Below are 23,139 nucleotides of genomic sequence, written 5' to 3' on the forward strand. Positions count from 1 at the left end.
AGTGTAATTGAGAATGATAATCGTTCTACATAAGGAGGCATATAAGTTGATTAACCGGCAACATAACAGCAACACCCGGAAGCGCTGGCTCGTCTACCCGCTGCTCTTGACCCTGACTCTTCTGGTCACAGCCTGTGGCAGCAACCAGAGCACTGGCTCTGCAACTAATTCAGGAAGTGCTGCCAAAGCTTTGGCACCTTCACAGCAGCCTGCAGAAACAACCGCACCGGCATCGTTCAAAACAGTGACAACTGGAAACGGTGATATTGAAATCCCCGTTCAGCCGAAGCGGATCGTTGCCGAGGAATATCTGGGCAGCCTGATAGCACTGGACACCATTCCCGTCGGCGCTCCTGGCCTGACGCTGCAAAATATGTATTTCAAGGAATCCCTTACAGGTGTAGCGGATACCGGAACCTACGGAAAGATGTCGCCCGAGAAAATCATCGCGCTGGATCCGGACCTGATTATCTCCGGCAATGCCGACAGCTATGAAGCTTTAAGCCAAATCGCGCCAACGGTCATTGTTCCTTACGGGGATCTAAAGGATGCTCATCAGGAACTGACCTATTTCGGTGAGCTGCTGGGCAAGGAACAGGAAGCAAAGGATTGGCTGGCCGAATACGACAAACGGATCGCCGCTGCTAAAGCTAAGGTAGATGCAGCCATTCCTGCAGATGCAACCTTCAGTATCCTGGAGCATTCGGATAAAAGCACCTGGGTCTACGGGGACAATTTTGGACGGGGCGGACAGCCGGTCTACCAGGCGTTGGGCCGTAAGCCTCCTACCGAGGTCGCCGCCGAGATCATGGAGAAGCAGTGGGCGGAATTATCAGCTGAGGTGCTAAACAAGTATGCAGGGGATTATCTCATCGTGACCGATAACAGCTACACCGTCCAGGACTTTAAAGATGATCCTGTTTGGGGCAGCCTCCCTGCAGTCAAAAACGATCATCTCTATGTATGGAAAGAGGAACGTTCGTGGTATTATGACCCCATTGCCGTATTGTCCCAGACTGAGGAATTGGCGGAATGGCTGACTAAAGGACAATAAGCACAAGCCGGAGATTAGCCTTGATTGGCTGGTCTGCCGGTTTTTTTATGGTCATCTTCTGCAGCGCGGAGTATACAAGAGGCACTCTGATTAACCCATCCAGAAATGGAGATAATACCTCTAGTCTACAGTTCCCGAAAGAGGATTACTTTTCAAACACTTGCCGCCAAGGAGGACAACCGGATGAAGGTTCTGTGTATCTATTTTCTGCTCGCTTTTTTAACATTTTCACTGTTGGTAGTTGTCGATCTGCTGTCAGGCACCAGCCTCGCGATGTCGGTGCATTCCTTCTATACCGTATTTATAACCACTCCCCTGCAGGAAGCGTTCATCATGGTTGTATTTGCTGCTCTGCCTATTGTTGCCGCAATTTCCCGCTTTATCAAACGGAACAGAGCTCCACAGAAATAATAATTTACCGGTACAGTCCGAATCTGCGCCGCAGCCTGTGTACAAGAAACAGCAGAATCGGGATGACAGCACACAGAAGAGGCAGGATATTCTTTAGAAAAACACTGCCTTCTTTCATATGAACAGGGTAATTCTCCGCACTGACAAACGAAGTGAACAATACCACAACCCCTACCGGGATGACCAGCCTGCGCGTATCCTTAACCTTGAATAAATCAGCCGCAATCATGACAGCTGCATAGCAATAAATCGACATTTTGAAAAACACCCCAATAATCAGGGTCAGGATGACAAACGCATCCAAGCGCTGAATAAAATTGGCCACATTGACAAGCGTAATGGTCGTAAACATCGGAAAGGTTGTGCGGCTGTAAATGTCTGTTCCAAGCACCGACATCTCAACAGCATGCGTGAAGCTGAGCAGAAATCCGCTTAAAAGAATAGCGGCGATTCCAGTCTTCCTGACCTTCCGCGTTTTGTTCAAATGGGGAAGTATCGTCGTGAAGCAGACAAGTTCGCCAAAAGGGAAAATCCATATGCTCGGGTAAGCGGAGCGCAATGCTTCCATCCATTCCCCGGCATGAATTGGAAACAGATTCTTGAACTTAGTCAGCCCCGCCGCAATAACTACAAAGTTGCAGAGCAAACCCATAAGGATGGTGATAAAAAAGTAGATCTCTGACGTTCTTGCGAACACCTCGATCCCCTTGTACAGGATATACATCACGGCGATTACCATAATCGCATTAATGATAAACACAGGCGTCCTGTCGTATGAAGCCGAGATGAGGAGGTCTCCTGCTTCGCGCAAATTCCGGGAGCCGTTATAGAGCAAAATGGGAAGAAACAGCAGACTCAACGGCCAGCCGATCCATTTGCCGAGAATTTGTTGTGTATAACCGCTGATAATCATATTGGGAAATTGAAGATACAAATCGACGTAAATCCAATATAGGAGAATCCCCCCGGGCAGAGCTATCAGGATCGACAGCCAGACGGCATGTCCGCTTTCCAGCCCAATGGGTACCACAATCGCCGTCCCCAGTTCAAACAGTACTATCATGGAAAATAATTGAATCGGCCCGATAACTTCTTTTCTCATGAATCTGCTCACCCATTCATTCTTTTTCTGGAGCCATGTAAGGCTTCAACCTCATCCCGGTGCTGCGGATATATGCTTCAACCTGAATATCCAATTCTCCTTGCGCAAAGGCGGTGCTCCATTCCTTCCCTACCTTGTCCCAGATTGCCGGATTAGTACGCTTCAGTTCATTGCCAAAACCAAAGATATCGGTTTGTGACGCTTGCGCGGTTCGTATAGCCAGCTCAACTTCCTCCTTGGTTTTCTCCTCCAGTTCGGCTTCCAGCTTCACAATTTCTTCCTTGAGGCCCAAATCCACATAGCTTCCCGTTTCATTTATAATACCTTCCTCACGAATACGCAGATGAAAGACCGGTACACCGTTCCTGACTTCAATCCTGACAGTGGTCTTCGAGTAGAACACATTGACGGCAATATCCTCATCTTTATCCCCAGAGGCAACGTCAATATTAGTTTCTCTGACTTTATTAAGCACCCATTGAGTGCCTCTCGCCGCAGGCCCGTCCATCCAATAAATCAGCTTATCGTCCTTAAAGACACCCAGTCCGCTCATTATTGTTCCTGCCTTCGTTTCTGATTGTTCGAGGCTGGATTTCTTCATTCCATCGGCTGGATCCCCGATAAGGCGCAGGCCGTTAATCGTCAAATCCCCTTCTCCCGTGATCCCGTTAATGATCTCAAAAACATTCATATTCCGGTTCTCTCCGTATACTCTGGAGGTATTTTGCATCTTTTTGACCACCCCCATGGAGGGCAGACTCTCCAGCGTCGTCAAAATCTTGAGCACAGATGCGGCATCTGAATTTCTGGAAATCAGCACAGGCGAGTTCAGGCGAAGTTCATGTGATCGTTCAAAAATATCGAACAAGCCTTCAATTCCGCTTCTGGCCAGCGATTCACCCACAACAACGAGCTGAGAATGGGCAAAAAACAGCTGACGCGTCGCCCGCTTGGAGGCTTTACGCAATGCCCCGAATACCGTTCGGTCGCTTGCAGAAATCACAGTAACCGCAGGCATTCCGTTCCCGGAACCCATACTTGTAGATGAAGCCGACGGATTAACCACCTGAAAGGTAACCCGGAACTCCCCATTGTTTGCCGTTAGATCAATTCCGATACCGCTCACAATGGCAAGGTCATTTAGTTCTCTGCTGTTCCAGCATCCTGTGAGGATCAGAGATAGGATCAGCCAAACCGACAGCAGAACCGGCATTTTAGTTCTCATTGTTATTTCCCTGCCGGTTCTGACCGCTCTGGCCGGCTTCAGTACTACTACGGTTGATCAAACGTTTGCGGGTCTTCATGAAATGCAAAGGTGTCCGTAATATGACGTCCTTCTGATCACCCGGTGCAAACGGAGCGATTGGGGAGAGATAAGGAACACCAAGGGAACGCAAGGAGCACATATGGGCAACCAGTATCAGGCTGACAATAGCTATGCCGTAAAGACCTATAAAAGCAGCAATAAACATGATAACAAAACGGAGTACGCGTATGGACAACGCCATATTAAAGGAAGGCGTGGCGAAGCTCGAGATCCCCGTTAATGAAACCACAATAACCATGGCGGGAGACACAATCCCGGCCTGAACAGCCGCCTGTCCCAGAACCAGCCCCCCAATAATCGAGACGGTTTGACCAATGGGAGAAGGCATCCGAATCCCGGCTTCACGGATGATCTCAAAGGTAATCTCCATCATCAGCGCCTCAACGAATGTAGGAAAAGGTACACCTTCCCGCTGTGAGGCCAGATTAATCAACAAGGGTGTAGGGATCATCTCCTGATGGAAATTTAGTGCTGCAACAAAAACGGCTGGACCAAATAAGGAAATCACCAGGCAGAGTAATCTTAGTAAACGGATTAATGTCGATATATCATACCGCTGATAGTAATCCTCAACTGTATGAAAAAACATAAGGAAGGTTGTAGGTGCGATCAGCACAAAAGGGGTCCCGTCCACAAACAAAGCTATTCTGCCTTCCAGCAGATTTCCGGCCACACTGTCCGGCCGTTCCGTATTGTATAACGTCGGAAAAGGAGAGAACCTGTTCTCTTCAATCATCTGCTCAATGTATCCCGATTCCAGAATAGAATCCACATGGATTTCCTGGAGCTTCTTCCTGAACTCCTGCAGTGTCTCTTCCGGGGCAAGTCCGTGAATATACATCATGGTGACATCAGTTTTGGTTACAGCCCCAAGGGTCATTGTCTCGATCCATAGATCAGGGCTTTTGATTCTCCTGCGCACAAGGGCGATATTCGTGCCAAGCGATTCCGTAAAGCTCTCCTTGGAGCCGCGAATGGCTACCTGGGTTGCGGCTTCCGTGACAGCTCTGCTTTCACCGCCGCTTGTACTTAGGCTGATGGCATCCTTCAGACCATGGAACAGCAATACCGTGTCTCCCGACATGAGGGCTTCTAGAAGACTATTGAGATCCTGAATGAGTTTTTCTTTACCGATAGTGAGCGCCTTTTCTTGCACATAGACGAACAAGTCTAAGATTGTCAGCTCAGCAGACTTCTCTTCGCTTTGAATTCCAAACGAAAAGGCATGGGTAATGAACTCTTCTACCCGTTCCTTGTCGATGATGCCGTTGATATATACTGCAGACATCTGGTTGGCATTATCTATTGTTTTGTACTCGCGTATAATGAGATCCGGGCTGTTTCCAAGTCTGGATCTAATCACTTTAACATTATCGTCTAGGCTTAAGGAGAGCGGGGGGCTTGAAGTGCTGCCTTCATGCGCCCCGGCGGGCTTGGGTCCTGTGTTACGTTTAGCCATCTTCGGCACCTCCTGCCTTTTACTATTCGCCTGTCACTCTCCTTTTATGCAGGTTATGGAATGTGTGAGATGGCATGAGGCTTTCCAGCCGATGTCCTTCATTTCTGAATTTATCCATGCGGAAACTGAAAAGGCTGCCCCGCCGTAGATTCTTCTACTTTGAACTGCACCCCGTCAAGTAGACAGCGTAAATAATAAAAGATCCTTAAGCGGCCTTAGTCCTGAATTCATTGGGACTGAGGCCGTTTAGTTTTGCCTGTAACCGTTCGTAATTGTAAAAATGTATGTAATTATCAATGTCTTTTTGGAGCTCTTCAAAGGTCCGGTAGGTATGCAAGTAATACTTCTCACATTTCAGTGTCCCCCAGAAGGATTCCATGGGTCCGTTATCAATGCAGCAGCCCACCCGGGACATGCTCTGCGTTAGTTCTGCCTCGTCCAGCATCTGCTTAAAGTGCAGAGAGGTATACTGGAAACCACGGTCGCTATGAAGTAAGGGGTGGGTCTCTGGTGCTGCCTGCAAAGCCAACTCCAGCGTCTTAAAAACCAGCGAATTATTATTAGAATGACCCAGAACGTAAGCAACAATGGACTTGTCATGCAGATCTTTTATTGCACTTAAATACGCCTTCCGCCCGTTACCATATTTAAATTCCGTTACATCGGTTACCCACTTTTGGTTTGGCATTTCCGCCTCGAATTTACGGTTCAGTACGTTCTCTGCAACCTGCTGAGGCGCAGAGCCTACGTACTTCTTCCTCTTTCTGCGGATGACGGACTGGATGCCTTGGAGCCTCATGAGACGGTACACTCGCTTCGCGTTAATGACTCTACCCATTTGTCTGCGCAAATGCAGGGTCAATTGACGATACCCAAAGATTCGTTCCACCTTCTCATACAGGAGAAGCATGGCCTGTGTAAGCTTCACGTTGTCGGTCTCCCGGGAACTGGGTTCACGATTCAACCATTTGTAGTAGCTTGACCGTGAGATCCCTGCGATGTTACACAAAAGCTGAATAGAGCAAGACTCCTCTTGCTGAATGGCCTGAATAGCCAGGTAGATGTTCTCCTGACGAACGTGACTTAGCGTCTCCTCCTTTCGAGTTCCTCTAACTTTTTTAGAAAAGCATTCTCTGCACGCAGCCGCGCATTCTCATATTCCAGCTTTTGCATCGCGAGTTTGTGGCGATCTGCTTCTGTGAGCTCTTCAGGTGCTTTGGTACGTCCTCTGCCGTCTCGTAATGCCTCTTCGCCCCCTATTTCGTACTTCTTCACCCAGCTATATATTTGTTGGTAAGAAACCTGGAAATGGTTTGCTGCCTTTGTGTAGTCTTGTCCATTCGACAGGCAGTACAGCACGATATCCATCCGTTCCTGCCAAGTGGTTACGCGTCCTTTGGTCATAGCTCTAGTTCCTCCTGAATTAGCTGTTAAGCTGCTGCTATGACCATTATACTTCTTAATCCAGTTGGCGAGTTGGGTTCGACTTGCGATCTTATACTTGTCGATGATTTGATATTGCGACAATGCCCCCTCCATATAATCTTTAACGGCCTGGCGCTTAATTTCCACAGTATATTTTCGGTTGCAGGACCGGACTTCCAGCCCCTCAAAACCGTACAATTGATAACGTCGTCGCCACTTCACTAGAGATGTTTTAGATAATCCGTACTTTCGAGCTGCAGCCTTGAGCCCGATCTGGCCGCATTCAACCTCTTGGAGAATCGTTAATTTTTCAAATGCTGTAAACTTCTTTTGTTCCATAAAAATACTCCCCATACAGTAACAGGTTTTTATTATTTCACCTGTCTACTATATGGGGAGCATATCACTTTGGGACAGCCATATTTATCAATCATTATGCTGTATGCTAGTGTTCATCGCTTACGCCAAGCGCCTTGTTCTTTTCTTTGAAACGGTCATTATGCGAGGAGACATAGGCTGCTTTGGGTGCATCGGGATCCATATACAGCTTGGCACTGTTCAAGGCCAGAACGGCATCGGTAAAGGTGCCGGCAATCAGGCGGACCTTGCTGCTGTAATCCACAAAATCGCCTGCGGCGAAGATTCCTGGCAGATTCGTCTCCAGCCGTCCGCTGACATTGGCGCACCAGTCTCCCATATCGAGGCCCCATTCCTTGAGTGGCCCAAAATCGCTTTTTAAACCATGGTTCACAATTACCGCGTCCACCGCAAACTGCTCTGTTTCCCCGGATTCAATATGGCTGATCGTCACCTGATCGATCGTCTCTCCATTTCTGCTGTGCAGCTGGCTTACCGCAAAAGGCACTCGTACTTCTACGGAGGAAGCCTTCATCCGTGCGATGTTCTTCTCATGTCCGCCGAACTGCTCTCTGCGGTGCACAATGGTTACGCTGGCTGCGATACCTTCAAGTTCATTGGCCCAGTCTACTGCGGAGTCGCCACCGCCGGAGATCAGCACCGCTTTGCCGCGGAATGGCTCCAGCTCTTGCACCGTATAATGCAGATTCGTAACCTCGTAGCGGTCCGCGCCTTCAATTTCCAGCTTCGCCATCTGCAGAATACCATAGCCGATCGCCAGAATGATCGTACGCGTCCAGTGCTGTTCGCCTGTATCTGAAGTTAGAATATAGGTTCCGTCCTCCTGCCGCTCCTGAGCAATAATCTGCTGCCCCAGAATAATCGTCGGATCGAAGGTCCGGGCCTGCTCTTCCAGCTGTTTAATCAATTGGCCGCAGAGAATTGGGGTGACTCCACCCACATCCCAGATCATTTTCTCGGGATAGATGAGCATTCTCCCGCCAAGCTCTTCCTTGGCTTCAATCAGCTTTGTCTTCAAATCTCTCATGCCGCTATAAAATGCTGTATACATACCTGCGGGTCCCCCGCCAATGATCGTTACATCGTATAATTCCAGTTGATTACTCATTTATTTCCCTCCGTAAGTGTTTTTGGCTTGAGTATTTTTGGTCTCTATCAAGACTTCGTCCGGGTCAGCAAATAGAGAAAATAAGGTGCGCCTATTACAGCAACCACGATACCTGTTGGGATCTCCGAGGGCTGCAATATCCAGCGGCCGATCGTATCGGCAGTGATAACCAGCAGGGAACCAAGCAGCGCGGAAGCCGGAAGCATCAGCTGATGCTTCGGACCCACCAGACGTCTGGCTAAATGCGGGCCGACCAGGCCGACAAAACCGATCCCGCCGCTGACAGCGACACTAGAAGCTGCAAGTCCGACTGCGGCTGCGAGCAGCTTGAACTGCTCTCTGGTAACAGCGGCTCCAAGGCCGGTGGCTGTCTGCTCACCCAGATTAAGCACATTCATTACCCGGGCTTTGTAGATCACATAGGGCAGCAGAATCACAATCCAGGGGAGCAAGGAAAGCACAAATTTCCAGCTGGTGCCCCAGATGCTGCCAGCCAGCCAGGTAGCGACAAATTGATACTTATCAGGATCAAGCCGCAGCGTCAGCACAATCATTGCTGCGCTGATTCCGGCTGCAACTGCTACGCCGGTCAGAAGCAGGCGGATCGGAGATATCCCCTGATACCGCTTATAAGCAAGTACATAAATCAAAACCGCAGTCAGTCCCGCTCCGACAAAAGCAACGAGCGGCAGCAGGTATACCGGTGCAGCAGCCGTGGACGGATAAAAAGAAACCATCAGCATAACCATCAGACCGGCTCCGGCGTTGATGCCGAGAATGCCGGGATCAGCCAGGTCATTGCGGAAGACGCCTTGCATGACCGCTCCGGAAACGGCAAGTCCCGCTCCGATCAGAACGGAGATAACGATGCGCGGCAGACGGAAATCGAACAGGATCAGCTCCTGCTTGTCCGTACCTTTGCCGAGCAAAGTGTTCAGCAGTTCCATAGGAGTAAGTCGTATGTATCCTGTATTCACGCTGATAATAAACACGAGTACGATTAATGCGGATATCACAGCCAGAATGGTCAATCCGCGTCTGCGTCTGGCAGATTCATAGGATAAAGCTGTTGTTCTCTGCATAACTACAGCTCCCTTCTTTCTTTACGGGCCAAATACAGAAAGAAAGGCACACCGATTAGCGAAATGATAGCACCCAGGGGCACTTCTTGCGGCGGATTGATCATTCTGGCGGTCAGATCGGCAAATACAGCCAGCAGACTGCCCAGAATGGCGGAACAAGGGATAATCCACCTATAATCCACCCCTACAAGATAACGCGTCAGATGGGGAATGATCAGTCCAATAAAGCCCACTGCTCCAACTACTGCTACCGAGGAACCGGCAAGAATCAGCACGATTAATGCACCAGCCAATTTGACCAGACCCGTCCGTTGGCCGAGGCCTCTGGCGATATCCTCACCCAGGCTGAGCATAGAGATGGAGCGGGATAAGATGAGGGCTCCAATAATCGCCCCGCCGATCCAGGGAAACATGATCTTGAGCTGAATCCACTTCGTACCGGCTACGCCTCCTGCATACCAGAAAGCCAGATCTTGTCCAATCTGAAAATATAAAGCTACGCCTTCGCTGAGCGCAGAGAGCAGCGCACTGAAGGCCGCTCCGGCAAGTACCAGGCGGGCAGGAGTAAGGCCGCCCTTAGCCATGGACCCGATACCATACACAATTGCCGCCCCGGCTCCGGCTCCCACAAATGCATATAAAATCAGATACATGAACGGTAAATTCGGAAAGAATGCAAAGCAGAGTGCAAGCGCAAACCCCGCTCCAGAGTTTATGCCCATCAGCCCGGAATCCGCGAGCGGGTTGCGGGTCATCCCCTGCATAATCGCTCCTGCCACCGCAAAGCTGGCACCTACCATGGCCGCGCCGAGCACGCGCGGCAGCCGCAGCTCGCGGATAATTTGATGATCCGTAATATCCGGATTGAAGTGAAACACAGCGGTCCACACTACAGAAAAGTTAATGTCTTTGGCTCCGAACGAGACCGAAAGCGCAATGCCTAGTGCTAATGCAATCAGACCGCCGACCAATATCAGCGTTGCTGCCCATGGGCGTGAACGGAACTTCACCGGATCTCTCCCCTGGATTAGCCCTTTGCTGGCCGTTGCCTGTTGATTCATTAAAGTCACCCGTTTTCTATGAAATTGATTCTCATTATCATTGTAATATTGTAAATGAAAATGGCGTTGTTTGGCAATGGACAAATGAAAGCACAGCGCCCAAAAACCTCTAATTTCCGTTAAAATGACAAATTTTCACCCTAAATAATACAAAACCCCCGTTATCTCTCCTGATCATAGGACGGATAACGGAGATTTCCTGTACCTTGGGACTAGTCATTTTGCAGCGTGCCGCCAAATATTTTGCGGATGTATCCCTGCATTTTGCCGATATGAGGCACAAAAGTGCTTTTGTCATACACATAATTAGCCTGGGTCACAAGCTGTGAATAGATCAGGAATACAATGGCCGCCAGCTCCCTGTCGATCTGCCTTTCGTGCTCAATCAACACATAAACCTCTTCCAGAACGGCATACAGCCGCATAAATCCGGCCTCATTAATGATTTTTCTGCGCAAAGGTACAATGATTTCGGTTGCAAGGGCGTCTAACTGCATAATGATTGCACTCATCTTCCCGTCCATACACCAATCCCTCCTGCTGCAGTTGAATGGACACAGCTCTTATACAATCCTATGATTCATAGACTCTTTGCATGCCTCAGCGAATATCGGTGTCCGCTGCACTAAGGAGCTTACAATTCAGACCGGACCAAACCGCCGGATGAGCTGTCCCAGCGCCATGGAACGGCGTGACCCTCCAGATGCAGCCCGCCGTACCATTCGTCTAGGCCTTGAACCTCTACCCTGTCTGCTAACCCGTCAAGGATCTGCTCACCAAGCTCAGTGATGGCGACCCGGCGGCTCCAAAATTCCGGAATCTGCCGGAAATCCGTATTTGCCTCTGCTCCCTCTATAGTCAGCAGAGGCTGCCTGTTATACGCCAGAGTGTGCAGATAACGGCCAAAATCAAGATCACCCATGCCGAGCCGGTGCAGCTTGTCGGAAACCAGAGGGAACAGTTCCATCGGTGTAAGCGCGCCATGGCGGACAGCCTGAAGCGTAGTCTCTTCTACGATGCCCAGGCCGTTATGAACCGAAGGAAGCCTTGAGAGATGGGCTTTGAAAGCTTCATAGGCAAAAGGCAGCGCAGATGCCGAAAGTTCTCCCCTTCTCTCCTCCAGCAGATCAGCCATCGTTCCAGGATCGGGAGACGCATAGGCCTGCCAAAGGTCGCTGCCCAGTTCCAATTCTTTGCGTCCAATGCCCTGCCAGGTTCCAGACAATGTGCCAAGCTGCGCCGGAGTCAGCTGGCCAAGACCGTGAAACAGCTCAATCCCCGGAAATTCACCAATGCAGAGCAGGCTCAGCTTCGTACTGCCGAGCTTCTGTCCCTTGAACCAGTGGAGCAGATAAGCAAGCATGCTCTGATCGAACAGATCATGCTCAAACCACAGTACTACTTCATCATAACGTTTGAATTCGCCAAGCTTCGCCTCTTGTGCCTCACACCCTGCTACATACTCTGTAGAAGGAATGCCTAATGTCTTCTCCAGAACCCCGGCCCGCTGTATCCGTTCATCGGTGGCTGCCGGATTGACGAATATCGGACCCGCGGAATAGATTTCCCGCCAGACCAGCACCTCGCCCTGGACAATTCCCTGCTTCAGCATTTCACCCACACTGTCTCCGTTCACAATATGCAGCATATTTCTGCCTCCTTCATACAGATAGTTGAACATGGAGGCGAGATCGGCAACGGGAAGAGCTCCCTTCAGCTTACGCCGCCCATCATACAGCCGCTTCTTCAGCGCCGAAACCGGAATCCCCAGATAATCAGAGATCTCCTGAAGGGAATAACCATAATAATAAAACAGCTGCATGGGCACCCGCAGCTTCGCAGACAACGCCGCAACCGTTTTCTGCAGCAGCTGCTCCCCTTCTCTGCGCTCGGCAATTTCCGCAACGCCCGGCGACTTTTCCGAGATGTGCAGGGCGTCATCAAGAGGCAGCAATAGATGTCGTTTACCTCTCAGACTCCGCTGGCACTGCCTTACGACAATCGTCTTGAACCATCCCGGAAACGCAGCCGGCTCCTGCAGCTTTCCTAGATTCAAATAAGCTTCAATATACGCTTCCTGCACAACATCTTCAGCAAGATGTACATCTTTCAGCATGTCGTAAGCTACAGCATAAGCCATACCGCGAAAATGCCGCATTAACTGCGCGAACGCCTCCGAATTCTCTTGTTTTGCCTCTTCAACCCATTGCCGCATCACTTTCGATCCTCTTTTCACATGTTCTTAACTCTAGGTGCCTTCTTTGGGAAGAAAGGTTACAATTTTCTAAATCATATTATACGCTAACCTACCATCCATGATTAGCAGGTTTACAGTTCAAGGCAAAAAGCTTCCTCTTGTGGGAAGCTTTTTGTGCTGAAGCGATACGCTTGTCAAACTTGCTTAGATTTAGCACTTTTGAACTCTACTGCCTTTTCTGTGCCTTCCAGTGTTTGAATAGCCTGTGTGAGCTGATGAAGCGAAGCATCCAGTTTATCCAGCTTCTCCCCTACCGTTTCCAGTACATAACGAATCAGAATAAAGCAGAGTGTGACCGGAAAGCCCACATTAGTAATCAAGCTGACAACATCTGCAATTTCCATAAATCTCCCCTCCCTTCCTAAACCGACGTTTTAATTGAAGGGAAACTTCGGGCTTTGTTTTACAACCGATTCCATTAAATTGGAAAACGTGTATAATATATAGGAACACATGTTCCTTTTTTGGTTGTTATTTCCCTCTTAAAAGTTCCCTATATACATAAACGTTAAATAGTAGAAAGGGGAGTGTTGGTGTGCAGCAGAGTGAATATAACCGCTATAAAACCGAAATATACCGAATTGGCTGGAGGCTGCAATATCGGGCAAAGAAGATCAAGCGACAAGAGAACAGCTACGATGACAAGCTTGCCGTCCCTTCATTCACAGAATCTTCAGATAACAAAATCGCTGCGGAACAGCTAATCAGCATGCTGTCCCCATACGAGCGATCTATTTTACAAAAAATCTATTTGGAAGGCTTGACGGAAGCTGAAGTCGCTCGCCAACTCAATATCAGTCAACAGGGGGTGCACAAATGGAAAAGGAAGCTGATTCAGCGCCTATCCCAGATCGCGAATTTTTAAATTTGCTGAACGAGGTCAGAAACAAAGACCCCGAAGCCACACTTCAACTGATTGAGCTGTACAAGCCGGTCATTCTCCGGCTAAGTCAATTTATACATTTGCCGGCGGAAGATGTGACTTCCGAAATTATCGTAGAGTTCCTGGAATTAATCCATAGCGAAAAGCAAGTTTAATACACTTGGAATACGTTTACTAGATTATTCAACTGCACCATGTTCCTCACGAGCAGATTGCTGCAAAGGAAGGCTATATTACGATTCATTTGGATCCTTTCAGACATAAAGTTGCGCTCTCCGTCATGTTACGGGGAACGCAGCTTTATTTTTGTTCTGTGTTGTCCTAACTCACCTGCCGAAACCATGGATAGTTATTAAAGACTCTAAACATAATATAGAGGATTCTAATAAGGAGGGAATATAAAAATGTCAGAAAAAAGGTTATCGATTGCAGCCTTAGGTGGTGTTCATGAAATTGGTAAGAACATGTATTTCCTGCAATACGCAGATGACATTCTTGTCATCGATTGCGGCTCTAAATTCCCGGACGAAAGTCTGCTTGGCATTGACCTTATCATTCCAGATGTATCTTATTTATTAAATAATGTCGACAAGTTAAGAGCACTGATTGTGACTCATGGGCATGAGGACCACATTGGAGGGATTCCCTACCTGCTCAAACAATTAGATATCCCCATCTATGCGTCCCGTCTGACACTGGGATTAATTGAGAACAAGCTTAAGGAACATCGTCTGCTCCGCCAGACCAGCCTGCATTGCATTGATGCCGAGTCGAGCCTCACCTTCGGTTCCATTACGACAACCTTTTTTAGTACCAATCACAGCATTCCTGATTGTCTCGGTGTCGTCTTTGATACTCCTGAAGGAACGGTTGTCCATACGGGCGACTTCAAGTTCGATATGACGCCTGTCAATAAACAATATCCGGACATACATAAAATGGCCGAAATCGGTAAAAACGGTGTTAAAATTCTGCTCTCCGAGAGTACGAATGCCGAACGCCCTGGATTCACGCCGTCTGAAAAGCTTGTAGGCGCCCATATGGAGGAAGCTTTTCAAAAAGCAGACCGCAGAATATTTGTCTCCACTTTCGCCTCCAATGTGCACCGCCTGCAGCAAATTGTTGATGCCTCTATCCTTACCGGACGTAAGCTTGCTTTGCTTGGCCGAAGCATGGTGAACGTAGTCTCCGTATCCCAGGAGCTGGGTTATTTGAGCATCCCGGAAGGGATGCTGGTGGAACCTGCAGAAGCTGCGAAGCTTCCTCCAGAGCAGATAGCGGTCCTCTGCACAGGCAGTCAAGGTGAGCCCATGGCAGCATTGTCCCGTTTGGCTAACTCCAGCCATAGGCTGATGGAAATCGGAGCCGGGGATACCGTTCTTCTCGCTGCCAATCCGATCCCGGGCAATGAGCGCAATGTATCCAGGATTGTTGATAATCTATACATGCTTGGCGCACGGGTCATCTACGGATCGAAGAGCGAGCTTCATGTATCCGGACATGGCAGCCAGGAGGAATTGAAGCTGATGCTTACCCTAATGAAGCCTGAATACTTTATTCCGATTCATGGAGAATATCGCATGCTTCATCATCATAGCCTCTTGGCAGAAGCAGTCGGAGTTAAGGAGGACAACATATTTATCTTGAAAAACGGCGAGGTCGTTGAATCGCTGGAAGGGGTTGTCCGTCAATCGGGACGGGTTACCGCCGGTCAAATATTTGTGGATGGCCTGGGAATCGGCGACATCGGCAATGTGGTCTTGCGGGACCGCCGCCAATTGTCTGCCGATGGTGTGTTAATCACTGTCATTACCCTTAGCCAAACGGATGGCCGGATGCTGAGCGCCCCTGACACGATATCCCGCGGCTTTATTTATGTACGGAATTCAGACAAGCTAATGGAAGAAATCAATCAGTTTATTGCAGCAACTCTGGAGAAAATGAGCAAAGGGGATCTGGGCCAATGGAATATTATGAAGCAGACGCTCAAAGATGCCTTGAGCAAATATCTGTACGACAAAACAAAACGCCGTCCGATGATTCTTCCGATCATTATTGAAGTGTAATTGTAATTCCATCGGCCATGTGAAATCTGCAATAGTTCGGTGTATTAATGGGTATGCTACATTTGATCAAATTTAAAAGTAAAGGAGCTTGTTTATGACTGGAATTTTAGGCGGGAACCCCAAAGAAGAGCCGATGCATTATGGAGAGATCTTTAGCGTGTGGCAAGCCTCAATGGCAGCGAAAGGGGCACTCTCCTGTTACCGGGCCTATACGTATCATGCCGGTGATAATGATCTCAAAAAAGTATTAGCCGCATTAATTAATCAAGCCGAGCTGGAAATCAGCGAGTGCGATACGCTGCTGTCTGATAACGGTATTGCTTCAGCACCGGTAATGCCAAGTAGACCCGAAGCCAAGCTTGAGGATATTCCTGTAGGTGCCCGATTCACAGATCCGGAGATTGCTGCCAAGATTGCTGCTGATAACGCAGCCGGGTTGGTTGCCTGCAGTCAGGTTATGGGACAATCTATCAGAGAAGATGTCGGTGCCTTATTCGCCAAATATCACCTAACCAAAGCAGCTATAGGCGTTAAAATTCTGCATCTGAACAAGAAAAAGGGCTGGTTGATTCCTCCGCCTCTTCAAGTAAAAAGACCAGAAACTGTTAAGGCTTAACTCACTCACAATAAAGTCCTCTCCTGAATAGGCTAACACATACTATTTGGGAGGGATTAGATTGTATACTTACGAACCGCAAAGACAGCACCAACATCTGGCCTGGCATGAAACTCTCGAACTACATGAGCTGACGGCATACCAGAGCAACCAGCTGATTCATTTCAAGATGGTTATTGGTGATGTGAAGGATTCCCAGCTTCACGCCTTGTATTCCGAGGCTATCCAAAGTGTGGAACAGAATTTGCAGGAACTGCTTCAGTATTTCCCGCTCGCTCCGCAAGGAACCAGAAACAGCGGCAAGGGAATCGACCTCACTGCTTTCTATGCCGGTCAGCTGTTGGGTTTCGCTAAGACAGCGGTACGCAGTTATGCGATTGGAATTACTGAAACGGCTACACCGAAGCTCAGGGAAACCCTGCAGAAGCAATTGAATGCAGCGATCCTACTACATGGGAAGGTGTTCTACTTTATGCTGGAACGCGGCCTTTATCCTGCATATGATCTTCCCAAGCTCCTCTCAAACGATGTAGCCACGGCAAACAATGCATTATCTCTGTAGTGAGTCAGAATGTTCGAAGGCCCGCAATCCTGTTGCGGGCCTTCGTTTTGTTGTCCTACAAACGGCTTTCTGCGAATATGCTTAACGTAAAGGGGGAGGTCAGCATTAATATATTTATAGGATATGTTTTTCTCGGATTATCGCTTTCGGCTCCTATCGGTCCCATTAATGCCGCGCAGCTGGACAAGGGTATTCGCGGAGGCTTCTGGCATGCCTGGGTGGTAGGCCTCGGGGCGATCAGCGCAGATATTATTTATATGCTGCTGGTCTATTTTGGAATTATACATTTGCTCGAAGCTCCGTTTGTTAAAGCCTTCCTATGGTTATTTGGTTTCTTTGTACTGGTCTATTCAGGTGTGGAGAGCATCAAAAATGCAGGTGTCATCTCAGCACCCGACATGAGAGGAAGGGAAGCTTCGCTGTACAGATCCTATTTGTCAGGTTTTCTAATGTCACTGTTCAATCCTTTATCTATTTTATTCTGGCTGGGCATTTACGGATCGGTCCTGGCCAAGGCGGCAAATGAATATCCCATGCAGCAGTTATTAGTGTATAGCGGGGCTATCGTAATCGGGATTCTCATTTGGGATGTTTCGATGGCTGCAGCCTCCAGTATCTTTCGAAGGCTGTTGACCGTGCAGGTCTTAAAGGGAATTTCCGTTGTGTCCGGCCTGTCGCTGGTTGGCTTTGGTTTGTATTTTGGGGTACAGGCTATCCAGCTGCTATTTTTCCACTAAAGCTTGCTCTTCCGCAGCCTGATGCCTTTGATCCGAAACTCAGGCCCACCCGGCAATGTTTCGTGTTCATTCATTCCCTTGTCTTCTGGAGGCTTGTGTCCAGCGGAAACAGCTGCATGTTTTTTCTTTACCCGCTGGACGATCCAATCACTGAGCGCGATCAGCGACAGAATCAGGAGACTGATGTAGAAGCCTGGACGGCTGAGTGCATGAAAAAGAGTGCCTGTAACCGCTATCCCGATAAGCAACAGCCCGGTCCATCGCTTAATTCCGCTTATTTTACTTGGTTTCAGCAGCCTGCCTGATGAGAGCAAAATAAAGGACCAGTTATACAGGATCATCAACCCTGCAGCGGTAGTGATATATTCATATACTTTCCCCGGCAGCAACAGTGACATCATAATGGCTCCAACTAGACCCGCAGAAATCAGACACAACGCAAAGAATGGATACTTATCCTTCCACTTTTTAGAGAACAAGCGGGGGGCGTCCCCTTCCTGCGCTAGGGTAATCATCATTGAAGTTATGGCGTAAAGCGATGCGGTCATCGTGGAGAAGCCGGCAATGATCAGCACTCCATTAAACAAATGAGGGACAAAAGCCAGATTGTCACTGCTGAGAGCAAGCACAAACGGGCTTTCTTTTGAATTAAAAGCCTTAAAGGGTACCATTGTTACAGCAAGCCCGATAGACAGGACATATACAGCAGCCAGCGCCAGCAGCATGACCTTTCCAGCTTTAGGTGCATCATCAGGCTTCTGGAGTCTGTAGGACATAATGCCAATTACCTCTATGCCGCCATAGGCATAAAAAGCAAAAATAAAGGCAGACCACAACCCTAAGCCCCCTGCCGGAAACAACGCAGAATAGCTAAGCGGAAGTTTGGGAGCATATTTGCCTCCGCCGATCCAGCCAGCCAGAAGAGCTGCTGCAATCACCAGGAACATTAGAATAGCCGCCACCTTGATGATAGCCAGCACATTTTCAACCCGATCAAACCCCTTATTACCAAAAAATACGATTAACAGGCTTACAGCACCAAACCCGGCTGCAAAGACCCACATCGGCACGGCAGGGAACCAGAAGCGTGAAAAAATGGACAATGCTGTTAGCTGGCTCCCCATAATCAATAGCTCCGAGAACCAGTACATCCAGCCACTGCCGAACCCTGCCCAGCTTCCGAATGCCTTTTTGGCATAGGACCGAAAGGAACCCTGCTCCGGGTGCTGTGCCGTCATTCGCGCCAGGGCATCAAATACGACATAGGTTCCAACAGCTGCCAGAATATAAGCAAGCAGCACCGCAGGGCCCCCGGTGGAGATCGCCAGACCAGAGCCAAGATAGTAACCGGTGCCTATAGTCCCTGCGACTCCCAATAAGCTTAATTGCCACCATTTCAGTTTTTTTTCCTCTTTGGTCTTGCTGGAAGTTTGGTTCATGTATTACGTCCTCATCACTTTTGGAATTTGAGATTTCTTTTCCTTCTAGAGTTCCCTGCGCAGTTTAATTTCATGAAAATTTGTTTTGTCTCTGCTTATTTTTTCCGCCATCACCTTTGCTTGGAGTAACTGCAAACAATGACAGTAGTCCGCCAACTGCCCCTACCGCTGCCATAGTACCGAATAAGACCCAATGCCCTCTATTCATCAGCAAGGATACTACTGGCGGCCCTGCCGCAACTCCGATGAACCTCATACTGCTGTATAAGGAAGTAATGGTGCCGCGCTTCTCCTTCTCAATCCCTTCCGTGATCAGCGCATCCATACAAGGCAATGCCATACCAATCCCTATTCCGCTTAAACTAAGAAAACCCACCATAAAATAAATATTCCGGCTAAATCCTGTAGTAAGCATTGCAGCCGTGAGCAAAACCATGCCGCTAAAGCCCAGCCATTTCATTAGCGTCTTGTTTTGTCCGATAATTTTCCCCGTCCCATAAGAAGCCAGACACAGCAGTGCAAGTGGTATCGCCAATACAAATCCCTTTGAAGCACCATATAAGTTATATTCGGATTCCAAGGTCTCAGACAAATAGAACAATACTCCGAAGGTTGCAAACATACATATTCCGCCGATGGCAAATATCGCATAGAGCCAGCGGCCCTTCTCATGGAGTATATCTTTGATTGCCGACAAAAACTGACTCAGCTTCATTTTTTCAGACCGCTCCTCTGCCTCTGGCTTTTTCACCAGGAGCACAACCAGCACAAATGAAACCAGACAAAGAATAGGAATGGCTATAAAGGGAGCATACCAAAGTAAAGTTCCCAGATAAGCTCCAAGGATCGGGCTTAACACCTTTCCGAAGGTGTTGGAGGTCTCAATCACTCCCAGGCCTTTGCTAACCTCTTTCTCATCCTTGAACAGATCCCCCACAAAAGGAAGCACAATTGGGAATGCGCCTGCTGCACCAATCCCCTGCAATAGGCGCCCCCCCAGTATGACCCAGTAAGCACTTATTCCAGCCATGAACCATGCAGCGGCTACGCAAACTGATCCCCCCAAGGCAGCTATAATGAGGCTGGGTAAAATAACGATTTTTCTTCCGTAGCGGTCGGATAAATAGCCGGCAACCGGAATCATCAGTATGGCTATAAGGCCATAAACCGTGATGATCATGCTCACTTGAAATGCGTTGATATTAAGCTCCTTTGATATTTGCGGCAGAATAGGCAACAGCATGGAATTTCCGAGTGTCATAATTAGCGGAATGGAAGCTAGTGCAACCAGTGCCGCTTTTTTTCCTTTCATGCACGAACCACCTTTTTATATTCACATATCGCTTATTGTGGTTTAAACGGACATAATTATACGTTTGATTTCATCGGAAACAGTTGTTCCGGGTTACTTCCTTTCAGCCAGGTGCATAAACAAGCAGGCTGAAGAGGAAACTAGACGGGAAAATATCAAATCAGATATAAGGAGGACCTTCAATTTGTATTTCTATAAAGAAGGGTTGATTAATGGCATCATCGTCGATAAGCCCGATCCCGCTGCCGCTAAAGTACTTCAGGAAATATTGGGCGGCCATTACGGAGAGATGCGTACAATGATGCAGTATTTCTTTCAAAGCAGCAATTTTCGCGGGAAAGAACTACAGTTTCGCGATTTGCTCCGCGGGGTATTTCTGGAGGAAATTGCTCATGTGGATCTGGTCCAGCATACTATTAACCAGTTGCTAAACGGGTCGGGTGAAGAGCAGGCTGGAAATGGGGGGAAAGATGGGGCTCCTTTGGACGAAGCTGTGAAATATGCAAATCCCCATCATTTTATTGTGGGCGCACAAGCCTCCTTGCCTGTGGATGCCCTGGGCAATCCTTGGCTAGGAAACTACGTCTACAGCCATGGAAATCTGATTAGTGATCTTCTGAATAATGTCGTGCTGGAATCGACGGGGGTGCTGCAGAAGACCCGAATTTATGAGATGAGCTCAAACAAAACATTCCGCGAAACACTGGCCTTCCTGATCGTACGCGATAATGCCCATCAAAACGCGTTCGCTAAGGCGCTTGAGACTCTTGGCGTCAATTGGGGAAACATATTCCCTGTTCCGAACTATGACATCAATAAGTACCCGGAATGCCGTAAATTCGTAGACATGGGTTACCATAACATTCAATTTAACTTTAGCTTGGATCCGTCAAGAATGGCGGAAATATTCCAAGGTACTTCTCCTAGCCGCAACAAAGGGAACCTTGAAGTAGTTGCTCCTCCAGAGGGTTTCCCTGTGCCGGTTATGCCTGAAATGCCTAACGAACATAGCCCTGGGATACAGGATATGCATATGTAATCCCACTCTCCACTTATTAACCATAAAGTACAGTACAATCAAGGGGCTGGTCCACAAAAAAGCCGCCTCTCCCGAGGCGGCCCCTTCTTCTTGCTCATACACCCTGGATTTCACCCGTCACATTCACTGCCCATACTTATCCTTGGTTCACTGCGCAATCTGCTCGCGGATGTTCGCTAGGATTTTCTTCTCCAGCCTCGACACCTGGACCTGCGAAATGCCAAGCCGGCTGGCGACTTCGGATTGCGTCTGGTCGCGGTAGTAGCGCAGATAGACGATCAGGCGCTCGCGTTCGGTCAAGGCCCCAATGGCCTCATTCAGCGCAAGCTTGTCGAACCAGCGCTCCTGCGTTTCGTCAGCGATCTGGTCGATCAGGGTGATCGGGTCGCCGTCGTTCTCGAAGACAGTCTCGTGGATCGAGGTCGGCGGCTTGTTGGCCTCCTGGGCGAAGACGATTTCTTCAGGCGTCACGCCCAGCGCCTCCGCGACCTCGCCGATGGTCGGCAGGCGGTCCAATGTCTTGGACATTTCATCCTTCATCTTGCGTACCTTGTTCGCCATCTCCTTCAGCGAACGGCTGACCTTCAGGGTGCCGTCGTCGCGCAGGAAACGCTGGATCTCGCCGATGATCATCGGCACCGCGTAGGTGGAGAACTTGACCTCATAGCTGAGGTCGAATTTATCTACGGACTTCAGCAGTCCGATACAGCCGATCTGGAACAAATCATCAGGCTCATACCCGCGGTTCATAAACCGCTGCACCACCGACCAGACGAGGCGGATATTGCAGCTTACTAGCGTGTCGCGGGCCAGATTATCTCCAGCCTGACTGAGCGCGATAAGACGTTTGACCTCCGCATCGTCCAAATAGGTCGGCGGAGCTTTTTTTGACTCTGCATCCATGGCTCCAACCCCTAATTGTATAAAGCTTTTTTCGAGACGATGGTTTTCTTCATTGAGATGGAAGTACCGCGCCCCGGTTCACTTGTAACTTCGAACTCGTCCATGAAATTCTCCATAATTGTAAAACCCATACCCGACCGCTCCAGCTCCGGCTTGGAGGTGTACAGCGGCTGCTGCGCCAGCTCCAAATCCTCAATCCCGCGTCCCTGATCCTCTATGGTCAGACGCACGGTTTCGTTCTCAATCGATGCGGAGATGCTGACAATCCCTTCCGGGTCACTGTCATATCCGTGAATAATGCAGTTGGTCACTGCCTCCGAAACGACCGTCTTCAGATCATTCAGCTCTTCCATTGTGGGATCGAGCCGGGAGACAAAGGCTGCCACTACTACACGCGCGAACGATTCGTTCTCCGACAGGGCAGCAAACTGCACACTCATGAAGTTACCAGCTTCACTCTTTGTCATAACGCAACCTCCAAATCCGAGAGTGCAGCGCTCTCGTCGTCATATAGGGACATGATTTTGAACAGGCCCGACATTTCCAGCAGCCGCTTCACAGGTGCGGTGGCATCGCAGACTGCCATTTTGCCGCCTTTGCTGCGAATCAGCTTGTACCTCCCGAGAATGACTCCTAAGCCCGAGCTGTCCATAAACTGCAGGTCCTTCAGGCTGAGGATCATATGCTCGACCTGGCCGCGCATAATCGCTTCATCCATTTCCATACGTACATAATCGGCTGCGTGATGGTCCAGCTCTCCAAACAAACGGACAATCAGCACACCCCGGTGATGCTCCATCTCCACATGAGAATTCATTGCCTGCCACTCTCCTCTTCGTTGCTTTCAAAACCGCCCTGAAACTAAATGTTTTCCCCTTCAAGGACAAGGTTTTCTACATGGCAATTGAGGATTCCTGC

General features: G+C 48.9%; 24 protein-coding genes. 9 read left to right on the forward strand and 15 right to left on the reverse strand.

The features are described from left to right. Nucleotides 1-46 precede the first annotated feature (46 nt). Complete coding sequence (locus NST99_RS22990) at nucleotides 47-1,054, forward strand: ABC transporter substrate-binding protein (protein WP_341094647.1); 1,008 nt, start codon at nucleotides 47-49, stop codon at nucleotides 1,052-1,054. A gap of 183 nt (nucleotides 1,055-1,237) precedes the next feature. Continuing rightward, the gene (locus NST99_RS22995) at nucleotides 1,238-1,465 is read left to right on the forward strand and encodes a hypothetical protein (protein WP_341094648.1); all 228 of its coding nucleotides are present in this window, start codon (nucleotides 1,238-1,240) and stop codon (nucleotides 1,463-1,465) included. Nucleotides 1,466-1,469: 4 nt separating this feature from the next. On the opposite strand, the gene NST99_RS23000 is transcribed toward NST99_RS22995, so the two are convergent. The 10 genes from NST99_RS23000 to NST99_RS23045 all read right to left on the reverse strand — a co-directional run bounded on the left by NST99_RS23000 (nucleotide 1,470) and on the right by NST99_RS23045 (nucleotide 13,008). Beyond that, entirely contained in the window at nucleotides 1,470-2,567 is a 1,098-nt protein-coding gene (locus tag NST99_RS23000) for a GerAB/ArcD/ProY family transporter (RefSeq protein WP_341094650.1), read from the reverse strand. Between the two features lie 16 nt (nucleotides 2,568-2,583). Next, nucleotides 2,584-3,792, reverse strand: coding sequence for a Ger(x)C family spore germination protein (locus tag NST99_RS23005; protein ID WP_341094652.1), 1,209 nt, complete (start codon nucleotides 3,790-3,792; stop codon nucleotides 2,584-2,586). Continuing rightward, nucleotides 3,782-5,353 (reverse strand): spore germination protein, encoded by a 1,572-nt coding sequence (locus tag NST99_RS23010; RefSeq protein ID WP_341094654.1) that lies wholly within the window; start codon nucleotides 5,351-5,353, stop codon nucleotides 3,782-3,784. Before NST99_RS23010 ends, NST99_RS23005 begins: the two co-directional genes overlap by 11 nt. 205 nt (nucleotides 5,354-5,558) lie before the next feature. Continuing rightward, nucleotides 5,559-7,117, reverse strand: a protein-coding gene (locus NST99_RS23015; RefSeq protein ID WP_341091255.1) for an IS3 family transposase whose coding sequence is annotated in 2 segments (ribosomal slippage) — nucleotides 5,559-6,484 and nucleotides 6,484-7,117 — 1,560 coding nt in all. Because the reading frame shifts where the segments join, the coding sequence is not laid out codon by codon here. Nucleotides 7,118-7,223: 106 nt separating this feature from the next. Then, nucleotides 7,224-8,264 (reverse strand): NAD(P)/FAD-dependent oxidoreductase, encoded by a 1,041-nt coding sequence (locus NST99_RS23020; protein WP_341094656.1) that lies wholly within the window; start codon nucleotides 8,262-8,264, stop codon nucleotides 7,224-7,226. A 47-nt stretch (nucleotides 8,265-8,311) separates the two neighbouring features. Beyond that, nucleotides 8,312-9,346 carry a FecCD family ABC transporter permease gene (locus NST99_RS23025; protein ID WP_341094657.1) on the reverse strand — a complete coding sequence of 345 codons (1,035 nt, stop codon included), beginning with the start codon at nucleotides 9,344-9,346 and terminating at the stop codon, nucleotides 8,312-8,314. Between the two features lie 2 nt (nucleotides 9,347-9,348). Beyond that, nucleotides 9,349-10,407: a FecCD family ABC transporter permease gene (locus NST99_RS23030; RefSeq protein WP_341094659.1), complete on the reverse strand. Its 1,059-nt coding sequence runs from the start codon at nucleotides 10,405-10,407 to the stop codon at nucleotides 9,349-9,351. Nucleotides 10,408-10,619: 212 nt separating this feature from the next. After that, nucleotides 10,620-10,931, reverse strand: coding sequence for a hypothetical protein (locus NST99_RS23035; RefSeq protein ID WP_341094660.1), 312 nt, complete (start codon nucleotides 10,929-10,931; stop codon nucleotides 10,620-10,622). Nucleotides 10,932-11,041: 110 nt separating this feature from the next. After that, nucleotides 11,042-12,622, reverse strand: coding sequence for a sigma-70 family RNA polymerase sigma factor (locus NST99_RS23040; RefSeq protein ID WP_341097727.1), 1,581 nt, complete (start codon nucleotides 12,620-12,622; stop codon nucleotides 11,042-11,044). 176 nt (nucleotides 12,623-12,798) lie between these two features. Further along, on the reverse strand, nucleotides 12,799-13,008 hold the full coding sequence (locus NST99_RS23045; protein ID WP_341094662.1) for a hypothetical protein: 210 nt from the start codon (nucleotides 13,006-13,008) through the stop codon (nucleotides 12,799-12,801). Nucleotides 13,009-13,199: 191 nt separating this feature from the next. Between NST99_RS23045 and NST99_RS23050 the strand changes: the two genes are divergently transcribed. The 6 genes from NST99_RS23050 to NST99_RS23075 all read left to right on the forward strand — a co-directional run bounded on the left by NST99_RS23050 (nucleotide 13,200) and on the right by NST99_RS23075 (nucleotide 17,528). Then, nucleotides 13,200-13,529: an RNA polymerase sigma factor gene (locus NST99_RS23050; protein WP_038594678.1), complete on the forward strand. Its 330-nt coding sequence runs from the start codon at nucleotides 13,200-13,202 to the stop codon at nucleotides 13,527-13,529. 2 nt (nucleotides 13,530-13,531) lie between these two features. Continuing rightward, nucleotides 13,532-13,702, forward strand: a complete 171-nt coding sequence (locus tag NST99_RS23055; protein ID WP_341094665.1) for a hypothetical protein — start codon at nucleotides 13,532-13,534, stop codon at nucleotides 13,700-13,702. 243 nt (nucleotides 13,703-13,945) lie between these two features. After that, entirely contained in the window at nucleotides 13,946-15,613 is a 1,668-nt protein-coding gene (locus tag NST99_RS23060; RefSeq protein ID WP_445745040.1) for a ribonuclease J, read from the forward strand. Between the two features lie 94 nt (nucleotides 15,614-15,707). After that, a complete protein-coding gene (locus NST99_RS23065) occupies nucleotides 15,708-16,229 on the forward strand; it encodes a DUF3231 family protein (protein ID WP_341094668.1) in 522 nt (173 codons plus the stop codon). Between the two features lie 61 nt (nucleotides 16,230-16,290). Further along, nucleotides 16,291-16,791: a spore coat protein gene (locus NST99_RS23070; RefSeq protein WP_341094669.1), complete on the forward strand. Its 501-nt coding sequence runs from the start codon at nucleotides 16,291-16,293 to the stop codon at nucleotides 16,789-16,791. Between the two features lie 77 nt (nucleotides 16,792-16,868). Next, a complete protein-coding gene (locus tag NST99_RS23075; protein ID WP_445744982.1) occupies nucleotides 16,869-17,528 on the forward strand; it encodes a LysE family transporter in 660 nt (219 codons plus the stop codon). Here the strand turns inward: NST99_RS23075 and NST99_RS23080 are convergent. Together NST99_RS23080 and NST99_RS23085 are read right to left on the reverse strand one after the other, a co-directional pair. Next, nucleotides 17,525-18,967, reverse strand: coding sequence for an amino acid permease (locus NST99_RS23080; RefSeq protein WP_341094671.1), 1,443 nt, complete (start codon nucleotides 18,965-18,967; stop codon nucleotides 17,525-17,527). The two genes, NST99_RS23075 and NST99_RS23080, sit on opposite strands and share 4 nt — an antisense overlap. A gap of 70 nt (nucleotides 18,968-19,037) precedes the next feature. After that, entirely contained in the window at nucleotides 19,038-20,279 is a 1,242-nt protein-coding gene (locus NST99_RS23085; RefSeq protein WP_341094673.1) for an MFS transporter, read from the reverse strand. A gap of 184 nt (nucleotides 20,280-20,463) precedes the next feature. Between NST99_RS23085 and NST99_RS23090 the strand changes: the two genes are divergently transcribed. Beyond that, nucleotides 20,464-21,318: a manganese catalase family protein gene (locus tag NST99_RS23090; protein ID WP_341094675.1), complete on the forward strand. Its 855-nt coding sequence runs from the start codon at nucleotides 20,464-20,466 to the stop codon at nucleotides 21,316-21,318. Between the two features lie 147 nt (nucleotides 21,319-21,465). On the opposite strand, the gene sigF is transcribed toward NST99_RS23090, so the two are convergent. From sigF to spoIIAA, 3 genes are read right to left on the reverse strand one after another with little or no spacing between them, the layout of a single operon-like run. Further along, nucleotides 21,466-22,221, reverse strand: a complete 756-nt coding sequence (gene sigF, locus NST99_RS23095) for an RNA polymerase sporulation sigma factor SigF (RefSeq protein WP_038594702.1) — start codon at nucleotides 22,219-22,221, stop codon at nucleotides 21,466-21,468. Between the two features lie 11 nt (nucleotides 22,222-22,232). After that, nucleotides 22,233-22,688: an anti-sigma F factor gene (gene spoIIAB, locus NST99_RS23100; protein WP_341094677.1), complete on the reverse strand. Its 456-nt coding sequence runs from the start codon at nucleotides 22,686-22,688 to the stop codon at nucleotides 22,233-22,235. After that, nucleotides 22,685-23,038 (reverse strand): anti-sigma F factor antagonist, encoded by a 354-nt coding sequence (spoIIAA, locus tag NST99_RS23105; RefSeq protein ID WP_038594706.1) that lies wholly within the window; start codon nucleotides 23,036-23,038, stop codon nucleotides 22,685-22,687. Before spoIIAA ends, spoIIAB begins: the two co-directional genes overlap by 4 nt. Between the last annotated feature and the right edge of the window lie 101 nt (nucleotides 23,039-23,139).

The organism is Paenibacillus sp. FSL L8-0470, assembly GCF_038008625.1.
GTDB lineage: Bacteria > Bacillota > Bacilli > Paenibacillales > Paenibacillaceae > Paenibacillus_AQ.